The organism is Paenibacillus sp. FSL H7-0943 (assembly GCF_037963265.1).
GTDB classification, from domain to species: Bacteria; Bacillota; Bacilli; order Paenibacillales; family Paenibacillaceae; genus Paenibacillus_AQ; species Paenibacillus_AQ odorifer.
The window spans coordinates 3,085,115-3,103,144 of the sequence record NZ_CP150148.1 but is presented as its reverse complement, the minus strand read 5'-3'; the positions used below and the strand labels follow the sequence as shown (position 1 = coordinate 3,103,144).

The 18,030-nt window shown below is 41.7% G+C and carries 20 protein-coding genes; 3 read left to right on the top strand and 17 right to left on the bottom strand.

Annotated features, from left to right (window positions below; genetic code table 11):
* Positions 1–5: 5 nt before the first annotated feature.
* From NSQ55_RS13540 to mraY, 6 genes are all read right to left on the bottom strand, one after another.
* Complete coding sequence (locus NSQ55_RS13540; RefSeq protein ID WP_076126183.1) at positions 6–365, bottom strand: BlaI/MecI/CopY family transcriptional regulator; 360 nt, start codon at positions 363–365, stop codon at positions 6–8.
* 207 nt (positions 366–572) lie between these two features.
* Positions 573–1,013: an NUDIX hydrolase gene (locus NSQ55_RS13535; RefSeq protein ID WP_339174510.1), complete on the bottom strand. Its 441-nt coding sequence runs from the start codon at positions 1,011–1,013 to the stop codon at positions 573–575.
* 67 nt (positions 1,014–1,080) lie between these two features.
* Positions 1,081–1,701, bottom strand: coding sequence for a thermonuclease family protein (locus NSQ55_RS13530; RefSeq protein ID WP_076126181.1), 621 nt, complete (start codon positions 1,699–1,701; stop codon positions 1,081–1,083).
* A gap of 152 nt (positions 1,702–1,853) precedes the next feature.
* Positions 1,854–3,017, bottom strand: a complete 1,164-nt coding sequence (locus NSQ55_RS13525) for an MFS transporter (RefSeq protein ID WP_339173916.1) — start codon at positions 3,015–3,017, stop codon at positions 1,854–1,856.
* An 81-nt stretch (positions 3,018–3,098) separates the two neighbouring features.
* Positions 3,099–3,410, bottom strand: a complete 312-nt coding sequence (locus tag NSQ55_RS13520; protein ID WP_280752997.1) for an ArsR family transcriptional regulator — start codon at positions 3,408–3,410, stop codon at positions 3,099–3,101.
* Between the two features lie 106 nt (positions 3,411–3,516).
* On the bottom strand, positions 3,517–4,470 hold the full coding sequence (mraY, locus tag NSQ55_RS13515) for a phospho-N-acetylmuramoyl-pentapeptide-transferase (protein ID WP_076183800.1): 954 nt from the start codon (positions 4,468–4,470) through the stop codon (positions 3,517–3,519).
* Positions 4,471–4,766: 296 nt separating this feature from the next.
* Here mraY and NSQ55_RS13510 point away from each other — a divergent pair, with 296 nt between their 5' ends.
* Together NSQ55_RS13510 and NSQ55_RS13505 are read left to right on the top strand one after the other, a co-directional pair.
* Positions 4,767–5,387 carry a TetR family transcriptional regulator gene (locus NSQ55_RS13510; RefSeq protein ID WP_076126175.1) on the top strand — a complete coding sequence of 207 codons (621 nt, stop codon included), beginning with the start codon at positions 4,767–4,769 and terminating at the stop codon, positions 5,385–5,387.
* Positions 5,388–5,434: 47 nt separating this feature from the next.
* Positions 5,435–7,738 (top strand): MMPL family transporter, encoded by a 2,304-nt coding sequence (locus NSQ55_RS13505; protein ID WP_339173911.1) that lies wholly within the window; start codon positions 5,435–5,437, stop codon positions 7,736–7,738.
* 101 nt (positions 7,739–7,839) lie between these two features.
* Here the strand turns inward: NSQ55_RS13505 and NSQ55_RS13500 are convergent, their stop codons facing one another.
* The 6 genes from NSQ55_RS13500 to NSQ55_RS13475 form a co-directional block, all read right to left on the bottom strand.
* Positions 7,840–8,970, bottom strand: coding sequence for a GNAT family N-acetyltransferase (locus tag NSQ55_RS13500; RefSeq protein WP_339173908.1), 1,131 nt, complete (start codon positions 8,968–8,970; stop codon positions 7,840–7,842).
* 36 nt (positions 8,971–9,006) lie between these two features.
* Positions 9,007–9,636 carry a hypothetical protein gene (locus tag NSQ55_RS13495; RefSeq protein ID WP_339173905.1) on the bottom strand — a complete coding sequence of 210 codons (630 nt, stop codon included), beginning with the start codon at positions 9,634–9,636 and terminating at the stop codon, positions 9,007–9,009.
* Between the two features lie 115 nt (positions 9,637–9,751).
* The gene (locus tag NSQ55_RS13490) at positions 9,752–10,537 is read right to left on the bottom strand and encodes an ABC-2 family transporter protein (RefSeq protein WP_076190041.1); all 786 of its coding nucleotides are present in this window, start codon (positions 10,535–10,537) and stop codon (positions 9,752–9,754) included.
* Positions 10,538–10,543: 6 nt separating this feature from the next.
* Positions 10,544–11,293 carry an ABC-2 family transporter protein gene (locus NSQ55_RS13485; protein ID WP_051491475.1) on the bottom strand — a complete coding sequence of 250 codons (750 nt, stop codon included), beginning with the start codon at positions 11,291–11,293 and terminating at the stop codon, positions 10,544–10,546.
* Positions 11,294–11,420: 127 nt separating this feature from the next.
* Positions 11,421–12,476, bottom strand: a complete 1,056-nt coding sequence (locus NSQ55_RS13480; RefSeq protein ID WP_076126169.1) for an ABC transporter ATP-binding protein — start codon at positions 12,474–12,476, stop codon at positions 11,421–11,423.
* 78 nt (positions 12,477–12,554) lie between these two features.
* Positions 12,555–13,337 carry a GTP cyclohydrolase II gene (locus tag NSQ55_RS13475; RefSeq protein ID WP_036686690.1) on the bottom strand — a complete coding sequence of 261 codons (783 nt, stop codon included), beginning with the start codon at positions 13,335–13,337 and terminating at the stop codon, positions 12,555–12,557.
* Positions 13,338–13,531: 194 nt separating this feature from the next.
* On the opposite strand from NSQ55_RS13475, the gene NSQ55_RS13470 reads away from it, so the two are divergent.
* Entirely contained in the window at positions 13,532–13,858 is a 327-nt protein-coding gene (locus NSQ55_RS13470) for a helix-turn-helix domain-containing protein (RefSeq protein WP_076301891.1), read from the top strand.
* Positions 13,859–13,935: 77 nt separating this feature from the next.
* On the opposite strand, the gene NSQ55_RS13465 is transcribed toward NSQ55_RS13470, so the two are convergent.
* The 5 genes from NSQ55_RS13465 to NSQ55_RS13445 all read right to left on the bottom strand — a co-directional run bounded on the left by NSQ55_RS13465 (position 13,936) and on the right by NSQ55_RS13445 (position 17,896).
* Positions 13,936–14,820 (bottom strand): ABC transporter permease subunit, encoded by an 885-nt coding sequence (locus NSQ55_RS13465; protein ID WP_076126165.1) that lies wholly within the window; start codon positions 14,818–14,820, stop codon positions 13,936–13,938.
* On the bottom strand, positions 14,817–15,809 hold the full coding sequence (locus NSQ55_RS13460; protein WP_339173901.1) for an ABC transporter ATP-binding protein: 993 nt from the start codon (positions 15,807–15,809) through the stop codon (positions 14,817–14,819). Before NSQ55_RS13460 ends, NSQ55_RS13465 begins: the two co-directional genes overlap by 4 nt.
* Positions 15,809–16,894, bottom strand: coding sequence for a DUF4179 domain-containing protein (locus tag NSQ55_RS13455; protein ID WP_339173899.1), 1,086 nt, complete (start codon positions 16,892–16,894; stop codon positions 15,809–15,811). Before NSQ55_RS13455 ends, NSQ55_RS13460 begins: the two co-directional genes overlap by 1 nt.
* A 46-nt stretch (positions 16,895–16,940) precedes the next feature.
* Positions 16,941–17,459 (bottom strand): sigma-70 family RNA polymerase sigma factor, encoded by a 519-nt coding sequence (locus NSQ55_RS13450; RefSeq protein ID WP_076301889.1) that lies wholly within the window; start codon positions 17,457–17,459, stop codon positions 16,941–16,943.
* Between the two features lie 119 nt (positions 17,460–17,578).
* Entirely contained in the window at positions 17,579–17,896 is a 318-nt protein-coding gene (locus NSQ55_RS13445; RefSeq protein WP_036686678.1) for a hypothetical protein, read from the bottom strand.
* Between the last annotated feature and the right edge of the window lie 134 nt (positions 17,897–18,030).

Sequence of the window (18,030 nt, the reverse complement as noted above, 5' to 3'; positions counted from 1 at the left end):
TCACCTCATTCAACGTTATCGACGATTTGTTTGAGCTTCTCAATCTGTTGAGCAGATAATTTCTTACGCCCCAGTAAGGATGCAAATAACTTGTCGACAGAACCATTGAACACCTTGTCAATCAGCTCATCTGTCTCCATTTCTTGTACCTGCACCTTAGCAATTAACGCATGACACATAAAATTAGGTTCATAGCGCTCAATTGCACCTTTACCAATACACTTTTTGATAACAGTATAAGTTGTATTCATATTCCAACCAATCTCAGCCTTCAAAATATCAGAAATTTGTTTGGCAGACCTATCTCCTTCTTTCCATAACACTTCCATTACTTTAAGTTCCGAATCAAAAAGTTTAATAGTCATTTAAATCATCTCCTTACACTATTGCAATAGTTTGGGTCTTGGATACAGACTACTCCAATAGTTTGACGAAGTCAACACTGCTTCTATAGTTATTTTCAACAGAAAAATTCGTGGTTGTACTGAAACTTCCGAGGAAATGGCCAAAATAAACTAAAGAAAGGGCTACCACTAGGCAGCCCTCTTTAATCTTTTGAATACCATCCGACATCACTTCACAAAACGATCCAAAAACCTCTTAATGACGGGAACATCTGGAGGAGACAGCTCGCTTGGCAATTCTGCATAATTAAAAAAACGCAATTCTTGCACTTCAATTCCATCTACTTTTAGCGCCCCATCAAAGTCTGTGCATAGATACGCAGCCACAACATTATATACTTCATCCCCGCGCGGGTATTTATAATAAAGATCTTTTCCAGAGAACATGTCGAACAATTCAAGACCTTTGGCTGTTAAGCCCGTTTCCTCAAAAAGCTCCCTCTTAGCGACCTCTTCTAAAGTCTCCCCAAGCTCCATCGAGCCACCTGGCAAACCCCAGCATCCGTTGTCCGTTCTACGTTGTAATAATAATTGATGATTGCTGCACAATAAAACACAGGCACCTGCCATTATAAGGGGTCTGGTACCTACCAGCTTTCTTAACTCCATAATATAATCGCTCAAAAAACTACATCCTTTCTTATAATAGGCTCAAATATCCTAAGCTAATTAAAGTTTATTTCTTTTTCTGCACATGAAAACCATTGTCTTGTGCGTAATTTTCAATGCTCCAAATACCTATTCCCCGCTCTCGCGCCTTATCCTGAATCGCTCGAAATTGATCTACGTATTTTGTATTAGGTGCAAATACATAGGCTACACGTGCATAACCCTGCTCTAGCAGAATCTCATTGAACATTTTCCCATCTATATAGAGGTAACAAAGTAGGCGGCCATATTTGTCCCGCTCCGATACATCAAGTTCAATTTGTACATCTTTATCCGTAAGCATCTTTTTGGCGAAATCAGAAGCTTCTAGCGAAAAGGGCTGTGGTTCGGGGATGTTCGGATTCACTGACTCTGGAGTATCAACCAGCAATAAACGAATGGTTTCCTTTTTTCCTCCTATAGTCAGCTTCATGGTGTCACCATCGACTACTCGTGTTACCTTTGCATCTATTAAACGTTTGTTGTCCTCTGTTGTATTGTCTGGCGTAGAACCCAATCCAGAACTGGAATCAGCCGTAATCGTTGGAACTGGCTCTAAAGTAATCTGCTCGGCTAAGTTGCAGGCAGTTGTTGTTCCAAGTAAGAGTGTGATAGCTAGAAAGCTTTTTACTAGATAAATCTTATTCATTGATAACCTCTTTCTTATACACGTATGTAATTTCATGGGGTCTATTAAAAATAAATTAAAAAACTTAAAAACACAAGACTGTACTACTAATCATAGAAAACAGCGACAGCCGTGTACCAGAAAAAAGATACTTGGCTATCGCTGTTTCGCCTTTACTCTACCCCGTTTAATTTGGAAATCTTTATTTTGATTATGATCGATAAGAAAGCAAGCAGGGAAAACATAATTCCGATCCAGATGAGTTGCTGTATTCCTGCATGAGAAATAAACCAGCCACCGATAGCAGTCCCTATAGTAATTCCAAGGTTGGAAAATGAGATAAACAAGCTGTTACCGAATTCGGGAGCTTCTTTCGCTTCGGTCGTTAACCATGCTTGACTGACAATCAGTCCGCCGGAATGCACTGCCCCCCAAATGATTATGATAACAACCATCGGAAGGAAATAAGAACCTAGATAATATACGAATAAGTAAGTTACCGCATATAACAATGGAAACATGATAACGGTCTTTGTAATGCCTTTATGCAAAAGGCTTCCAAATAAAAAATTCCCAAAAATCATGATTATCCCAAAGGCCATCAACATGATACTAATCCATGACCCGTTCATATGTGTTACCTGCCCAAGATATTCAGCAAAGTAACTGTACACAGAAAACATAGCTGCAAAGATAAAAATAACTGCCACAATATTTAACCACAATAGGGGTTTGCGTAAAATACCAAGTTGTTTACCATATGACATTTTTTCTTTAACTGGCATGGAAGGAAGCCAAGATAGTATTCCTAAAAAGGCAATTATACTTACGACAGCTCCAAATAGAAAAGCGACTTCTAACGAAATTTTGTCCGCGAGATAAGAAGTTAAAGGCACACCAAAAGCAAACCCGACCGTTATTCCGGCGAAAACCTTTGTAACTGCTTTGGTGCTCTTTTCCGGAGGGACAAGTTGGGCAGCGGTAACAAGTGCAACTGAAAAAAACACGGGATGAAAAATAGCAGGGATAATACGGAAAATCAGCATTACTTCAAACATGGTCGTATACGCATAAACAATATTTGAAATTGCAAAAATAAGTACAGCAGTTAATAGAATTACTTTACGATTAATTCCAGAAGCCAATAAGGTCAGAAATGGACCTGAAATAGCAACAACTAAAGCAAATATACTTACAAGCCATCCAGACTGAGAAGTTGATATATTAAATTTTTGAGTTACCTGTGGCAGAACACCTATAATCCCCATTTCCGTTGTAATAATGCCAAATACGCCTAAAGCCAAAATAATAATAAGTAAAGGGTTAACCTTTTTCATTTTAAAATAATCCTCCATTTATATTTACATATTCAGATTTGTAGATATGTATTATCAAAAAAAAGCCCTCCCTCCTCTCTCCTATAGTTTCTCTTTAATATAATCGGAAAACTCTTGAATTGTCTTTTCGTTTCGACGATAATACGTCCACTTCCCAATTCGCTCAGATTCCAGCAAACCAGCTTTTTGCATGGTCAATAGATAGCTCGAAATAACCGACTGTGCAAGCCCCGCTTTAGCTTGAATATCTCCCACGCAAATCCCAATTTGAAACTTTAGGCCTTGTTGTAAATAAGGCTTTTCATCAAAAAATTCCTCGGGAGTTTTTAGCCACATCATAATTTGACTGCGAGTCTCGTTAGACAACGCTTTGAATATCAATAAAGGTTCCATGTGTTCCATTATATCTACTTTTATGGATTTGTAAATACAAAAGATGCCGATGTCTAGTTGTTGCAATAACATTATGTAGAGTCATGTTTCGTATCGAATTGTTCGTTTAGTGAATTAAATATTTCCATATCAACCAGCACAGCAGTACGGATACCCACGAAATGAAACCGAAAATCATCACGATTTTGTTCTCACTCCATCCGTATTTTAAGCTGAAGTGGTAATGGATCGGAGCCATCCGAAATAGCCGCAGCTTCGTCCGTTTGTAGTACCAAACTTGTAAAATGACCGACAACTGCTCCGCAAAATAAATGAAAAATAAAATCGGAAGCAAGAGCTCAACCTTTTCAATGACAGCCAGAACGGAAAGGGAGCCACCGATGGCCAGTGATCCAGTATCGCCCATAAACGCTCTTGCAGGATAAATATTGTAAAGCAAAAGCCCTAGCAGACAACCGATCATAACAAGTGAAAATGTCTGCACTTCAGGTTTGTCCGAAATCATAAAAAAGAAAAAATACGACGGTATGGCAACATTGATCAATAGCCCATCGAGACCATCTGTAAAATTGATGGCATTCGCGGAGCCGACCACAAACAGCAAAATGATGGCCACATAAAGGTACACAGGCAACTGCAGATTTTGCCCTTTAAATAACTCGATATCACTCGTCAGGCCGAACGAATGGAACAACACATATAATATAATTCCAGTAAAAAGAAATTGAAGCACTAGTTTTGAGCGGCCGCTGATGCCGGATGGATTTTGCCAAAAAGCCTTTTTGAAATCATCCAAAAATCCGACTGAACTAAACAACAAAAACGTAACGCATAAGAGTAACATTAGAGGCCCAGGTTGAAACTGCAGCGAAATCGCTATCCCGATAAGCAGGATCAACCCTGCCATTAGTGGTGTACCCCGTTTGGCCTGATGATCTGCTGGAAGCTCGGCACGAATCGGCTGCGTTAACCTCAGTCGATGCAGCGTCCAGATTAATAGAGGCGTAAACACCGCCACCAGAAGAAAAGACAGGCCGGAAACAGCCAGAATTCCATACATATAACGAACTCCCCTCTTTGAAAAAGATCATTTATAATACTCACAAAATATTTCTAGAGTTAATGAGGTCGTCTGTAATTATGTACTCTTTTCATCTGTTGATAAAGAGAAATTATTCTATTTTTATTTCCTGTTTTCTGGTGTGTAACAGCTAAGAGTTTTCTATAAGCAGATCCCAAAGCTTAAACTTGCCCAATGAGAAAGTTTGCACTTTGGGCAAGTTTACATTAGTATATAGTCATTAATCCTAATCTTCACCACAATAACAGCCATATGGGAGGTGTATACATAAAATTATGATTAAACAAACGTTGAGAGATTTCAAAAAAGAAGCCACTGAAAAAGCGCTAGCTGAAGCGGCATTCGAACTTGCACTTGAACATGGGTTAGACGGTTTTGTTGTTGAAGATATCGTGCAAAAAGCTGGCTACTCCAGAAGAACTTTCGCAAACTATTTCACATGCAAGGAAGAGGCAGTTGCGATGGGAGCAGTTACCGTACGGAACACGAATGAGTATGAAGAATTGCTCACCAAAATTCCTGATAATGCCTCCCTGCTGGATACCTTATATCAACTAATTAAGATGCAACTTACATCTGAGCTTATAGGGAGGTTGCGTGAGCTTTCTTTACTTTCCCGAAAATTCCCAGCTCTCGAGCCCCATTATCTAAGAGCAATACATCTTACGCAAACTGGAGCACAAAAAACATTGTTGCACTTGTCAAATGGTAAGTATGACGAGGTCTATACTTATCTGCTTATAAATTCGGTTTACGGAACTGTACTTCCCTTAATTGACGGAAAACTTAATGTGCTGCTTCCGGGACAAACGACGAGCGACGATCCAAGTCCTGAAACGCTTACGTTCGATCAATTTTTGGAAACTATTTACGGATATTTACGCAACGGATTCTAATAGGCTAACAATCAGTTTTCATCAACGAGGGAGTGTAAAATAGATACATGTCAACATTATTATACAGAGTGGGAAAAACCGCTTATCGCAAACCTGGGTACTTCATTTTAGGTTGGATTTTAATTTTAGGAATTGTCATCTCTATGATCAGCATGAATGGTATTCATATCAGTTCAGAAATGAAGATTGAAGGCACGGAATCGCAAAAGATTTTGGATCAATTAGCAACAGAACTTCCGGCTGCATCTGGTGGACAAGGAAGTGTCGTGTTCAAAGCACCTGAAAATGAGCGATTGGATACGCCAGAACGTTTGGCAGCGATCACTAAAGGTGTTAATGAGGTTTACGGTATAAACGAAGTGATTAATCCTGCGGATTACGCAGCGGAAGCAAGTAGTTCAACTACTGAAGCAACTCAGGCTGCCAGTATGGATCAGTCTGCAGCAGCCACAGCACCCCTTTCCTATGGTCCTCTGATGGCAGATGGCGTTCCAGTACCTGGAGTTATTCTTTCCGCAGACGGTAGCATTGCATTGTTCCAATTCCAGTTTACTATTGAGCAATCTGCTATCTCTCAAGATATTTTTGATTCTGTAATTGATACCGTCAAGAATGTCGAGAAAGATACTAACATTACTGTACTGCCGGGCGAGACACTTAAATCAGTATCTATCGGTGTAGGATCAGCTGAGATTGTCGGACTTGTCATTGCTGCAATTGTTTTGCTGGTGACGCTTGGCTCTGTCGTTGCAGCAGGTCTGCCCCTTATAACTGCACTGCTTGGAGTCGGCATCGGTGTAGGTGGAGCATTTTCTATTTCCAAATTCATTGAAATGCCTAGTGTCACTTCCGTCTTGGCGCTTATGATTGGATTAGCCGTCGGAATCGATTATGCTCTTTTCATTGTAAATCGCCAACGCCGGATGATTATTGATCAAGGATTAAGCGCACAAGAAGCTGCGGCTAGAGCTATTGGCACATCCGGCAGCGCCGTATTTTTCGCCGGTTTGACGGTTATTATTGCTCTCTGCGGTATGCTTGTAATCGGGCTTACTTTCTTATCAACGATGGCGTTAGTAGCAGCAGCTACCGTCCTTATCAACGTATTTGTTGCCTTAACCCTATTGCCGGCATTGCTCGGATTGGTGGGTGAACGCATCTGTTCGCCTAAAGCTCGCAAGAAAAACAAGGATCATCATAAAACGGGTAACCGCGGTATAGCTGATAGATGGGTTAAATTCATCATCAAGTATCGTTGGGTCACTATTGTTGCCATCGTCGTGGTACTTGGCGTAGCAGCAACCCCCATAGCGAAAATGGAAATGGGCATTCCCGGAGCTGCCTCAGCGAATTTGGACACGGTAGCAAGACAAAGTTATGATGCTATATCCGAGGGTTTTGGAGAGGGGTTTAACGGACCGCTTATTCTGGTTGCAGAACCAAAGAATTCTTCCACCCCAGTCACTCCGGAGCTTCTAGGAAATCTTGTAAAAGAGCTCCAAGCTCAAGAGAATGTCGCGTTGGTCACTCCTCTGGGCATGACTAAGGATTTGGCTATCTTCAGTCTGATTCCTGAAACGGGTCCTAGCGATATAACAACCAAAAATCTGGTGAATGATTTACGGACTACGGAATCTAGTATCGCTCAAAGTAATGATGTTAAACTCGGGGTTACCGGATTTACCGCTGTTAACATCGATATGTCGGCCAAACTGGCAGATGTATTTCCCATTTATGTAGGAATCATCATTCTCCTATCGCTCATTATTCTTCTGTTGGTATTTCGTTCGATTATCGTTCCTATCAAAGCTACGATCGGCTTTCTGCTTAGCATACTCGCTACCTTCGGGATCACCACAGCCGTGTTCCAATGGGGCTGGCTCCATTCTCTCTTTGGTTTCGACACCGGTGGCCCATTGCTAAGCTTTATGCCAATCATCGTTACGGGTATCCTATATGGGCTTGCGATGGACTATCAGGTTTTCCTTGTCAGTTCCATGCGTGAATCGTACGTTCATGGTCATGAGGGATCAGAGTCCGTTGTTCATGGATACAACCAGGTGAGTCGTGTCGTAGTAGGCGCTGCTATAATTATGATCTCCGTTTTTGCAGGGTTTATTTTTACGGATGATGTCATGATTAAACAAATCGGTTTTACACTGGCCGTAGGGATCTTAATCGATGCTTTCATTATTCGAATGGGATTAGTTCCTGCTGTAATGTCTATTTTCGGCAACAAAGCTTGGGCACTTCCAAAATGGCTCGACCGTATTCTGCCAAACCTGGATGTCGAAGGCGAGAAACTGATTGCTACACTCAATGCTAAAGACAAATCTAATTCCATGAAATAGATACAATAATAAACAGCCTGAGTCCTGTATTCCTAGGGGTTCAGGCTGTTTTGTTTCTGTGGTAAGATTCGCTTCCCATGAAACGATGTTGGAGAAAGAGCTTAATAATTAAGGATTAAAGCGGGGCGCACACCGTAACAAGCCAAGATGACATGTCCGTAACTGCGAATACTGCTACGAGTACCTACAAAATACGCACGTGAGGAAATCGCAGGTTGAGTTCTCAGCCACCACCATGAGCAGCCAAACTCTTCATCCTTCTCAAGGATATAATCAGCTTTGACTTTTTTATCATACACATACAATTTACATCCATCGTACTTTTTCACTTTGGAGAATCCCGTTCCTATCGCCATACGCTTCGCACGTAAAGTATCTTCTCCAAGTTTAAAGGTGAATTCATTCGCCTCCGAAACACTAAGCAGAAAAATCTTATCTTCCGTGTTTATACTTCCCTCTCCGTTATCTGTGCACTGTGTAGTCTTGATGAGCCTGTGCTCGGAGTCATTAAAAGCGGCATTATAAAACCCATCGTTCAACCACTTTCGCAAATCGGAGTCATGCCATGTAACGTCAACATATTCATCTTGATACCGCCTGCAATCCAAAATGTACTCGCTCAAAATGAACAGTTCTCTACCTGAATTTTGCAGCACTCGCCACTTTATCGGCATTTGGTCTGCTCCGTCCGCCATTTGCGGATAAGAGCCAAAAGTAATTAGTTCGCCGGGTTTTGCCCGCTCATACACGGAAGCAAGATTATCATTTTCATTACAAATCATAATTATAAATTCTGTAGTTCCTTTAACGATTTCAGCTTCCCTGCTAAATCCTAGTTTTTCATACAAGCGTATCGCTCTATCGTTGAACTTCGCCACTGTCAGCCGCTTTGGTTTTTCCTCGCATCTCTCATTGATATAGTTAAGGACTGTTGTGAAAAATTGTGTCCCATTCCCCTGTCCGGTTAACTCAGGCTTCATTCCTAAACCCACATCTATAAAATCCTGAGAATATGTATATTTATCATTTGGAACCTGTGCTGGACTTCCTACACAGAAGAATCCGATCAATTGTTTATCTGCATCAAGTACAGAAAAAAATGCTTCCTCTAGCATTTCACTTATAGCTTCAGGAGTTAGTTCACTATTGTAAAAATCATAGGGTGGATCATATTGCCAGCTTAAAATATCCCTAGCAGCATCAGCATTCAGCTTTTCCACGTAAAGTTCCATTTCGCATCCCCCTTTGTTTTCAAAATCGATAAGTCCCTAAGTGTATAGCTCCGCTAACTCCTGAAGAATTATCTCTACATCACCATCAGGATTTAACGCTTTGATCATCTCTTTTGTAATGGCTGCACCCTCATAAACTTGTGAAACAACCTCTAAGGGGAGTGTGAGTTCAAAATAACCTTCGGCAAATTCCACGAAATCCTCAGCTGTGCGGAAAATAGTCCCTAGCAAAAAGTCCGAACCATCTTCTGCCCCCGCTGGAATCTCTACCTCCCCCTTCTGCCACGTCAAGTCGTTATTTTCACGCCAAAAACAAAAAGTAACATCATCCTTAGCTATCGCCTCTTCTTCCAGTAAAGACAATAGCGAGGTTGGGACCTCTTCATAGATTCCTGGCCAAATTTCATGTTCGTCGCGCGCATATGGACTTACTTCGGATTCATGATCAAAACCTTTAATTATCGTTCCTTGAGGTGTAAAAATAATAAACAAATTATCGCCTGAGCCATTATCGATCGATGCTAGAGAAACATTCTTATCAAATTTAGAATCAAAACTATGATAGCGAAGCCATTCCTCTGGACATAAGACAATATTTAGAGAAGCAAGTATTTTCATAAGTTTTTTTAAGTTTTCGGGTGCTGGTAAAATATCTAACACATTCATCTATGATTCCTCCCCATTGTAGATATAAATGATTTTAGCATATTCATGAATTCCGGGTGAAAAAAAAAGACTACCCGAAGGTAGCCTTTCCAACTTAACAAAACACTAGCTTAACTTAAGACCCCGCACCTTTATATCTTCGTACACCATAACTCCAGGCTAACAAACCAATCCCCAGGAATATAGCGCCTACTACAGGTGTCATCAGAGCAAGGCTGGTCATCTCCTCCCGCTGTAGAAAAAGCGCGGCTGGATACACTCCGACGAATGCAAATGGAATGATCCAAGTAAGCAATACCTGTATAGCACGATTGTAAATCGTTACCGGGTACCGGCCATAAGTCTGAATGTTGTACATTAACGGAAGAATGCCAGTAGGAGCATCCGAATAGAAAGACAATGAAGTCAACGTTGTGTAAATCCCCGTATAGATGGCGACCGCACTTAACGTTAGAACGATCAGAGCCGGTATCGTCCACCATTCAAAAGGAAGACCCAGATTGCTGCCACTGATGGCCATAATAATAATACCTATGAATGAGCCCATAAGTGCTGGTGGATCAACATTTTCCAAAAAGATCTGGAACAAATTATGAGCTGGGCGTGTCAAAATACGGTCCATCTCACCTTTAACGATGTAACGTTCACTAAATCCCCATAGATTCACAAAACAACTAAACACCCCAAAAGGCACCATAAAGAATCCATAAACGAACACTACTTCATTCTGATTCCAGCCGCCCAGGCTATCTGTGTGCATAAAAATTACGAGAATAAAGATAAAGTTGGTAGCTTGAAAAAGTAAGTCTGAAATGACCTCTACCCAAAAGTCAGCGCGATAGGTGAGCCGGCTCTTCATATAGTTTTTGATATATTCAATTAATAATCCCAGGTAATACATGTTTCCTCAACCTCCCTGCACGAAGAGACGCTGCCGCGCCGCATGATATAACCAGACAATTGGAATCAGCAATACCAGGAACCAAATAATTTGTATCCCTAATACATTCCATATTCCAACCCCTTGCACCCGTCCCGTAAACACTGAACCTGGCAAGTAGGTAATCGCCTGAAACGGCAGCACCTCAAGTACGGAAGATAACCAGTTAGGAAACAGACTGATCGGTACGATTAAGCCGGAGAATAAGTCTACAATCACCCGCTTCATTCGCATCATGCCTTCATTATTTTCCACGAAAAATGCCGAGAGCCCTGTAATGATATTGATCTGTGAATTAATTAAAAAGCTGAAAAAGAGCATCACCAGGAACCCTGCCCAAGCAGATGGCGCTGTTGGCAATTGAACCGGGAACAGCAGCATCGCTATGGCCATGCCGGGAATCATAAATAAGAGGAAGCGGAACATTCCCTCTCCAAGACCTTGCATCATTTTGACTAAAACATAGTTATAGGGCCTTATAAACTGGATAGCGATACTTCCATCACGGATATCCGTAGAAATCTCGCGGTCTAGGTTATTAAAATAAAAGGCTCGAGCCATCCACGACACAGCAACATATGATGTCATTTGCGTTGCAGTAAAGCCACCCAATGAATCCCCATTGCCATAGATGGCCATCCAAGTGAAATAGTTAACCCCAATATTCAGTGAATAGATAAGAATACCTGAGTAGTAGTTAATCCGATAAGCAAGCATGGTAAGAAAACGGATGCGTATAAAATCTAAGTAAGCCCCGAATAGTAATTTACGGCTATTCTCCTGAGGACCACCAGAAGACGCGCCTCCTGAGGAGGAAGACATAGCCGTTGCAGGATTAAGCTTATCAGACATGTAAAGCCTCTCTTTCATCCTTCAGAGCGGCAGCCATTTCATCAGGCTTGTCTGCAGACCCGGATTGATAAATACTGCGAACAATATCGTCCGTATTGGTCTCTATGATTTTGATATCAGTAATGTCTGCTTTTCCCACTACTCTGCCTAATACATCCGATACATTTAGCTCTAGCGGTATCCAGACAGACGCCCCTAAATCGTTCTCCGCAGACCAAGTAACAGGCAATCCCTCAGTCCATAACTCAAGTTGCTGACGTTTCGTAGCATTTCCAAATTGAAATTGAACCTCACGTCCGGTTCCCCAACGCTGCTTCAGGTCTTCCAGTCCTCCGTCATAAATGATACGGCCATCATCAAGCATTATCACTCGGGAGCAAAGCGCCTCAATATCTTGCAGGTCATGTGTAGTCAGCAGTATGGTTGTCCCATGCTCGCGGTTCATATCTTTTAGGAATTCACGGATCTCTGACTTCACCACAATATCTAAGCCAATGGTCGGTTCATCCAGAAATACAATCGATGGATTATGAAGCAATGCTGCCACTAATTCACAACGCATCCGCTGACCTAGACTAAGCTTACGAACCGGACGATTCAGCAGTTCTTGCAGTTGCAGTCGTTCGACCAATTCATCCAGCCGTTTCTTGAAATCTTGTTCAGATACCCGGTAAACCTTGCGCAGGAGCTGGAACGACTCAATCACGCCAATGTCCCACCATAGCTGACTGCGTTGCCCGAATACCACACCGATATTTTTCACGAATTTCTCGCGCTCCAAATACGGAACATACCCACCTACTGTCAGGTTTCCGGAAGTCGGCACGAGAATACCTGTGAGCATTTTGATCGTGGTCGATTTCCCAGCACCGTTCTCGCCGATATATCCACAGATCTCACCTTCAGGAATGGAAAAGGAAATGTCCTTCACCGCAGTCACTTCCGTATATTCCCTTTTAAACAAATCAGCGAAGGCCCCTTTGAGACCCTCGCGGTTTTTTTGTACTTTGAATGTTTTGCGTAAGTCTTGTACTTGAATAGCAGTCATATTGTACCTCACTAAGCTTAGAGTTGGTTCCCAGTACCCCATTATAATAGAAGAAGCGCAAAAGCACTACTTCAATCTTTACTTAGCCAGTCTTTCATTTAGCGAATGGGTGTCCTTCACAGCTTCTAAATGCCCTGAGCGAGCGACTTTAGTCCGCAAATATTTCTCGTTAAAAGAAGATACATCTCCCCATAACGCTACTCTTTTCACAGCATTCATCCCTGCAGCCTTGAGCGCATCCAATTTCTTCGGATTATTCGTAATCAGCGTCACTGGTTTGTGACGTAAAGTTTGCAGAACACTGATTGCCTCTTCGTAGTTTCTTGAATCATCAGCAAATCCCAACTCTAAATTAGCCTCAACTGTATCGTATCCTTCTTCCTGTAAAAGATACGCTAAAGATTTGCTGAACAGGCCAATGCCTCTTCCTTCATGATTCGCGAGATAAAATAATGCCCCAGAGCCATGTTCAACAATCATTTTCATGGATTGATGCAGCTGGAAGCCGCAATCGCAACGTTTACTGCCAAAAATATCGCCAGTATGGCAGATGCTATGCATCCGGATCAATGCATCCTCAGACCCTTCGAAATCGCCATATACCAACACACTGGATTGTTGTCCTTCTGCTAAGTTCATGGATGGCAAACGTGAAATTAAAGCTGCCGTTGCTTTACTGCTATCCTCTTGAAGAAGCTCTGCATCCGTTGTATTCAGCCAGTTGTACCATTTAAAAACAACGGTCTCGCCGTCTAAATTCACCGGTAACGTGATCGGTCCAACCAATATATTTGTGGAATTTGCTAAAGGAATTCGCGTGATTTTATTCTGTAAAATAGAAGTGATTTCTGGTTTAATCATAATTACACCTTCCTCATTGTTCATCAATGCTTAGATAGAGCTAAGCATAAGGATAAAATATTAGTTAAATTATAAGTAACTATTTGTAAGTAAGTTTATCATTGTAATATAACTTCGTCAAGTTATATTATATCTTTAAATATTTATAATTACTTTATGTAAGTTTATGATATAATGAATGTCGAGGTGATATTATGAATGATTTCAACATGTGTCCTCGCTTTGAAAAAGCGGTAGACTTGCTAAGTAAACGTTGGGTCGCGCTGATCGTTTTCGTGCTTATGCCAGGACCACGCCGTTTTGGTGAAATTGAGAGCTGTCTGTCCAATCTCAGTGGCAAGGTGTTATCTGACCGATTGAAGGAAATGGAAATCGAAGGTATTATAGAGCGAACTGTATATCCCGAAATGCCAGTACGTATTGAGTACTCTCTGACTCCAAAAGGCACAGCGCTTGCTCCTATACTTGGTGAAATTGGAAACTGGTCTACCGAATGGATTGAGCTTGGTATTAAGAAATGATTCCCGCTACACAACATAAAGAGCCCTAATTGTCCCGATCATGAGACAAGAGGGCTCTTTTTGGATTAACACCCCCTTTATAAGTCTTTTCGCTCGAAGCGAAGTAGACCTATAACAAATGCTAACAGGGTATATCCTATCGCATAAAAAATAAACATATTTGACGGAACCGTATTAAAATCCAGCAATCCATTCATGCTGCCGAACAATCCCATCATTCCACTCATTTCATTAGCGCTGAACAGGACGGCGGTCATTTTCCGCTGTAAACCATCCACTGGCATAAGCAGTGCCATCATTCCTGACAGATTATTTAATGTGTCAAGGACATCGGGTTCTAATCTCAGCGATCCTCCGATCTTATCAATCATCCCGCCTAACCAGCCTGCTCCATATAACATTGTCATAAAGACACCATTCCCCACTGCTGAGAAGAATCCAGAACCCAGCATAGAAATCGTAATTAGCAAAGGCACTACAGAGGAGAATAACAAAAATGATTTCAATAGGACTACGACGTCTCTAGGAACGGTGGCATGGATCTCAGTAATCCATAAAATAGAAATAAATAAAATCAAGGCATAACCGATCCCAAGCGTCACATATCCAAGCCAGCGACCTGTGTACCATTTCCACCGCGGCAGCGGTCTTGGCAGTAAAGCCTGCATAACCCCTTGTTCCGCTTCACCTGCAATAGCTGAGAAGGAACTGAAGATCGCCAAAAAGGCGAGTACAAAAGCGCCAAAAAAGAATCCAAGTGATAATATAAAAGCACCATTTGTAAAATTAGCTAAGAGATGCTCGCCACTGCTAATATCTGTTCTGTTCGGTATTCCGCTTTGTCCGATCGTATTTGCCACAAACCAAAATCCTATAAGAAAGACGATGGTCATAAGCAATGTTAATACCATTACTCGTTTACGCAGCAATTCCTTCCAGGTCATTCCTATGATTATTCTCATTCGTGTTCACCTCTGTGACTTAGGCCGGATACAGCACTCATAAACCAGTCTTCCAGACGTTCTCGCTTCCGTGAGACTTCATATAAGGTCATGCCCTGTTCAATAATTAACGTGTTCAGCCAGCCTACTTGCTCCTCATTCTCCAATTCCGCTTCCAGCCAAACTGTGCTACTCTCCAATGTAGCTGGGAATGAAGCTCCTTTTTCAGATTGAGCTCCAATATCCGCTGAAACTTTGATCTGAAGTTCGGTACTATCCTGTAACCAAGACAACAAAATAGGCGTAAAACCGCCCACTTTAAAATGCCAGCTTGTTCGCTTATTTAAGATCTCAGATACTTTCCCATGCCGCAGTATAACTCCGTTATTCAGCAGTGCCATACGGTCGCAGATGAGTTCAACATCCTCCAGTAGATGAGAGTTAAGAAATATTGTAACTCCCTTCTCTTTTAGCCTCTGCAAAATATTCCGAACTTCCTGACGTCCAATCGGGTCTAGCGCCGATGAGGGCTCATCCAGAAAAACGATGGCCGGATTGTTTACAAGAGCGCAAGCAAGCCCTAATCTCTGCTGCATCCCTTTGGAATAATGTTTCACACGATCCCGTCCACGGTTTCCAATTCCAACTTCCGCTAGAAGCTCTGGAATTCTTTTGTCGGCTACAGATCGATCTACACGGCACAGCTTGGCATGCAGTCTTACTACTTCTTCCCCCGTAAGCCATTCTTGATAGCGATATAATTCCGGTAAATATCCGATTTGGGACTTGGCTTCAAGTGAACCGATCTTATGACCAAATAGAGTAGCACTACCATTCGATGGACGAATGATACCTACCAACATTTTGACAAAGGTACTTTTCCCCGCACCATTAGGGCCGAGGAAGCCAAAGGCTTCCCCTTTCCCAACAGTAATCGTTACATCACGGCAACCACGTCCGTTATCATATTCTTTGGTCAAAGACTTCGCTTCTATTGCGGCAGCCGTCATTATTCAATCAACTCCCCTAGCTTCTCTAAGAATACAGCTTTATCTGTATACACGCTTCCTCCGTTGAAATCAAACAGTTGTCCGTTCTGTACCCAAACAGCCGAGAACACAATCCCTTGACTATATTCATTCTGATTCAGTAGAACCGTAGTATCTTTAATCTTTATTTGATCGGTATTCAAGCCTTTTACCAGTGGCAGAGGAATTTCACCCGATAAAATGCGGCTCTGCTTTAAGCTGGATTTCAGATAATCTGGCAGCAATGGAAAATCGATTATAGCTTCCAAAGCTTCATCAACCTTTATAGTTGGATCTACCGTAATTAAAGGAGTCTTCGTCTGTGTAAGATTAGCCCATTTATCATTATCTATCGAAAGATCATAATTCACGATCTCCGAAAGATCTAATTTAATTTCTTTCCCATCTATGGCTTCTGGAAGAAGCTGTTTTGCACCCAATCTTTTCATTGCTTTATTAACTGCTTCAATATTAAGCTTCAAGGTTATTTCTTGTGAATTGGTTATATATGCGCTCTTCACATTCTCGAGCAAAGTTCCGCTTGGAAGTGTAAAACCTAGAGTCTCTTCCACCTGATCTAGCGGAATAATCCCTTTATTTGAACCAAAGGAATTTGTAAACACACCAAATTTGTTCATAGCTTCATTCATGGATTGACTTTCATTTACCTGATAAAAAATATCCCGGATATCATTTTCATTCACAACTGTAACTTCTTCCATCCGAAATTGATTCAGCAGCGATGCCATAGCCGTATTTCCTACTGGAGTTCCAAGTATAACCGCAAAGATCGCGGCACCTGCCACTGCTACTCCCCATTTGCGCCGACGATTCATGCGAGGACGCTTGGATCGGATATTAGCTTTTGGATTGTCATCCGTAGATTGAGGCTGGTCTATATGTGGATCTGTTTTGTCATCATCTTTCATACCATCCACAGACAACTGCTGACTCCACAAAGACCATTTGGGACTTGCAGGCTCAGACGCTAACTTGTTTTGCAATTTGGCCCAGGCTTCATCTGTATGTTGTTTATTATGATCTTGATTTAGCGGTTGTTTAGTCATTAGTAATCCCTCCTAAATAATTTGGAGCTTCGCTTATCTCGTTTTATTATTCCGTCTGAGACAGTGATTTTGCTGCATTTTGTCTTAACCTCTGGGTCGCACGGTGCAGTAATGTCCCTACTACGGGAGGTCTTAGACCAAGCTCGCCTGCTATTTCCGCATAACTGTAACCAGAGTATCTAAGCAGAAGCGCTTGTCTATCCCTGTCAGGCAGCTCGTTCAACCATTCATGAACATCCTCCTGATCCAGCTTACTGATTAAGACTTCCTCTCCTGAAGGAGGTGATTCCCTCACTTCGTATAACTGTTCTTGTTTATTTTGCAGCCGCCGTTCCCTTGCTTTTTTGTCCAGATAATCATATCCAATACGAGTAAGGACTCTATGAAGCCAGGCACCCAGCGCTGCTGGATCATCTGGGGGGTTACGATACAATCTCAGAAAAACTTCTTGTGCCAAATCATCTGCTGCCGACTCATCACGAACCAAAGCGGTCAGCTTACGTCTGACAATAGGATAATGTTCATAGAATATTGCTTTAAAAATTTCAGATTCCGGAATTTCCATCTTGTAAATCCTCCTTATCAGCTGCAGCTATAAGTAAGACGACTATCAATGTATTTTTGTATCAAGATTACGTAAAAAAAGACAGCCCCTAAATTAATAAGGAAACTGTCTTCTAGTGTTTACCTAATTCGAATGTAACGATTAAGAATCTTTTTAGATAAAATACTCCGTTCCAGCCTAAGCTCCCAGAGCTGCTCTTTCCACTGAAACTGTTGCTCTGAATGTTCATTCTCCCGTAACTTCTCAAACAGCTTCATGATCATTATGTTAATGGCATCAAACCTTGACCAAAGTTCTATTACACTTTCTTCTTGTATCTGAGGACTTTCCGCTGCTGCACTAAGATTCTTTAAGCGCTCAATGATGTCAGCCTGCCACTGCCCATCTTTAATCGCCTTGGCGTAATTTAAAAGATCCAAATAATCATCGACTGACATGTGTACCGACTCCTTTGCTTACTTATACCAAGTATTATACTAGGCATTATCTATAAAGCAACCCTTTATCTCTGGACACAGCAAAAAAACAGGACTGGTATGAGAACCAGCCCTGTTTAAGGATTTCAACATGA

What these genes read in the sequence shown, in the direction of transcription:
- NSQ55_RS13530 (WP_076126181.1), bottom strand. Translation starts at nt 1,701, where the DNA reads ATGAATAAGATTTATCTAGTAAAAAGCTTTCTAGCTATCACACTCTTA.
- NSQ55_RS13520 (WP_280752997.1), bottom strand. Translation starts at nt 3,410, where the DNA reads ATGGAACCTTTATTGATATTCAAAGCGTTGTCTAACGAGACTCGCAGT.
- mraY (WP_076183800.1), bottom strand. Translation starts at nt 4,470, where the DNA reads ATGTATGGAATTCTGGCTGTTTCCGGCCTGTCTTTTCTTCTGGTGGCG.
- NSQ55_RS13470 (WP_076301891.1), top strand. Translation starts at nt 13,532, where the DNA reads ATGAATGATTTCAACATGTGTCCTCGCTTTGAAAAAGCGGTAGACTTG.
- NSQ55_RS13480 (WP_076126169.1), bottom strand. Translation starts at nt 12,476, where the DNA reads ATGACTGCTATTCAAGTACAAGACTTACGCAAAACATTCAAAGTACAA.
- NSQ55_RS13540 (WP_076126183.1), bottom strand. Translation starts at nt 365, where the DNA reads ATGACTATTAAACTTTTTGATTCGGAACTTAAAGTAATGGAAGTGTTA.
- NSQ55_RS13450 (WP_076301889.1), bottom strand. Translation starts at nt 17,459, where the DNA reads ATGGAAATTCCGGAATCTGAAATTTTTAAAGCAATATTCTATGAACAT.
- NSQ55_RS13525 (WP_339173916.1), bottom strand. Translation starts at nt 3,017, where the DNA reads ATGAAAAAGGTTAACCCTTTACTTATTATTATTTTGGCTTTAGGCGTA.
- NSQ55_RS13475 (WP_036686690.1), bottom strand. Translation starts at nt 13,337, where the DNA reads ATGATTAAACCAGAAATCACTTCTATTTTACAGAATAAAATCACGCGA.
- NSQ55_RS13510 (WP_076126175.1), top strand. Translation starts at nt 4,767, where the DNA reads ATGATTAAACAAACGTTGAGAGATTTCAAAAAAGAAGCCACTGAAAAA.
- NSQ55_RS13485 (WP_051491475.1), bottom strand. Translation starts at nt 11,293, where the DNA reads ATGCTTGCTTATCGGATTAACTACTACTCAGGTATTCTTATCTATTCA.
- NSQ55_RS13445 (WP_036686678.1), bottom strand. Translation starts at nt 17,896, where the DNA reads ATGTCAGTCGATGATTATTTGGATCTTTTAAATTACGCCAAGGCGATT.
- NSQ55_RS13495 (WP_339173905.1), bottom strand. Translation starts at nt 9,636, where the DNA reads ATGAATGTGTTAGATATTTTACCAGCACCCGAAAACTTAAAAAAACTT.
- NSQ55_RS13455 (WP_339173899.1), bottom strand. Translation starts at nt 16,894, where the DNA reads ATGACTAAACAACCGCTAAATCAAGATCATAATAAACAACATACAGAT.
- NSQ55_RS13535 (WP_339174510.1), bottom strand. Translation starts at nt 1,013, where the DNA reads ATGGAGTTAAGAAAGCTGGTAGGTACCAGACCCCTTATAATGGCAGGT.
- NSQ55_RS13465 (WP_076126165.1), bottom strand. Translation starts at nt 14,820, where the DNA reads ATGAGAATAATCATAGGAATGACCTGGAAGGAATTGCTGCGTAAACGA.
- NSQ55_RS13505 (WP_339173911.1), top strand. Translation starts at nt 5,435, where the DNA reads ATGTCAACATTATTATACAGAGTGGGAAAAACCGCTTATCGCAAACCT.
- NSQ55_RS13500 (WP_339173908.1), bottom strand. Translation starts at nt 8,970, where the DNA reads ATGGAACTTTACGTGGAAAAGCTGAATGCTGATGCTGCTAGGGATATT.
- NSQ55_RS13460 (WP_339173901.1), bottom strand. Translation starts at nt 15,809, where the DNA reads ATGACGGCTGCCGCAATAGAAGCGAAGTCTTTGACCAAAGAATATGAT.
- NSQ55_RS13490 (WP_076190041.1), bottom strand. Translation starts at nt 10,537, where the DNA reads ATGTATTACCTGGGATTATTAATTGAATATATCAAAAACTATATGAAG.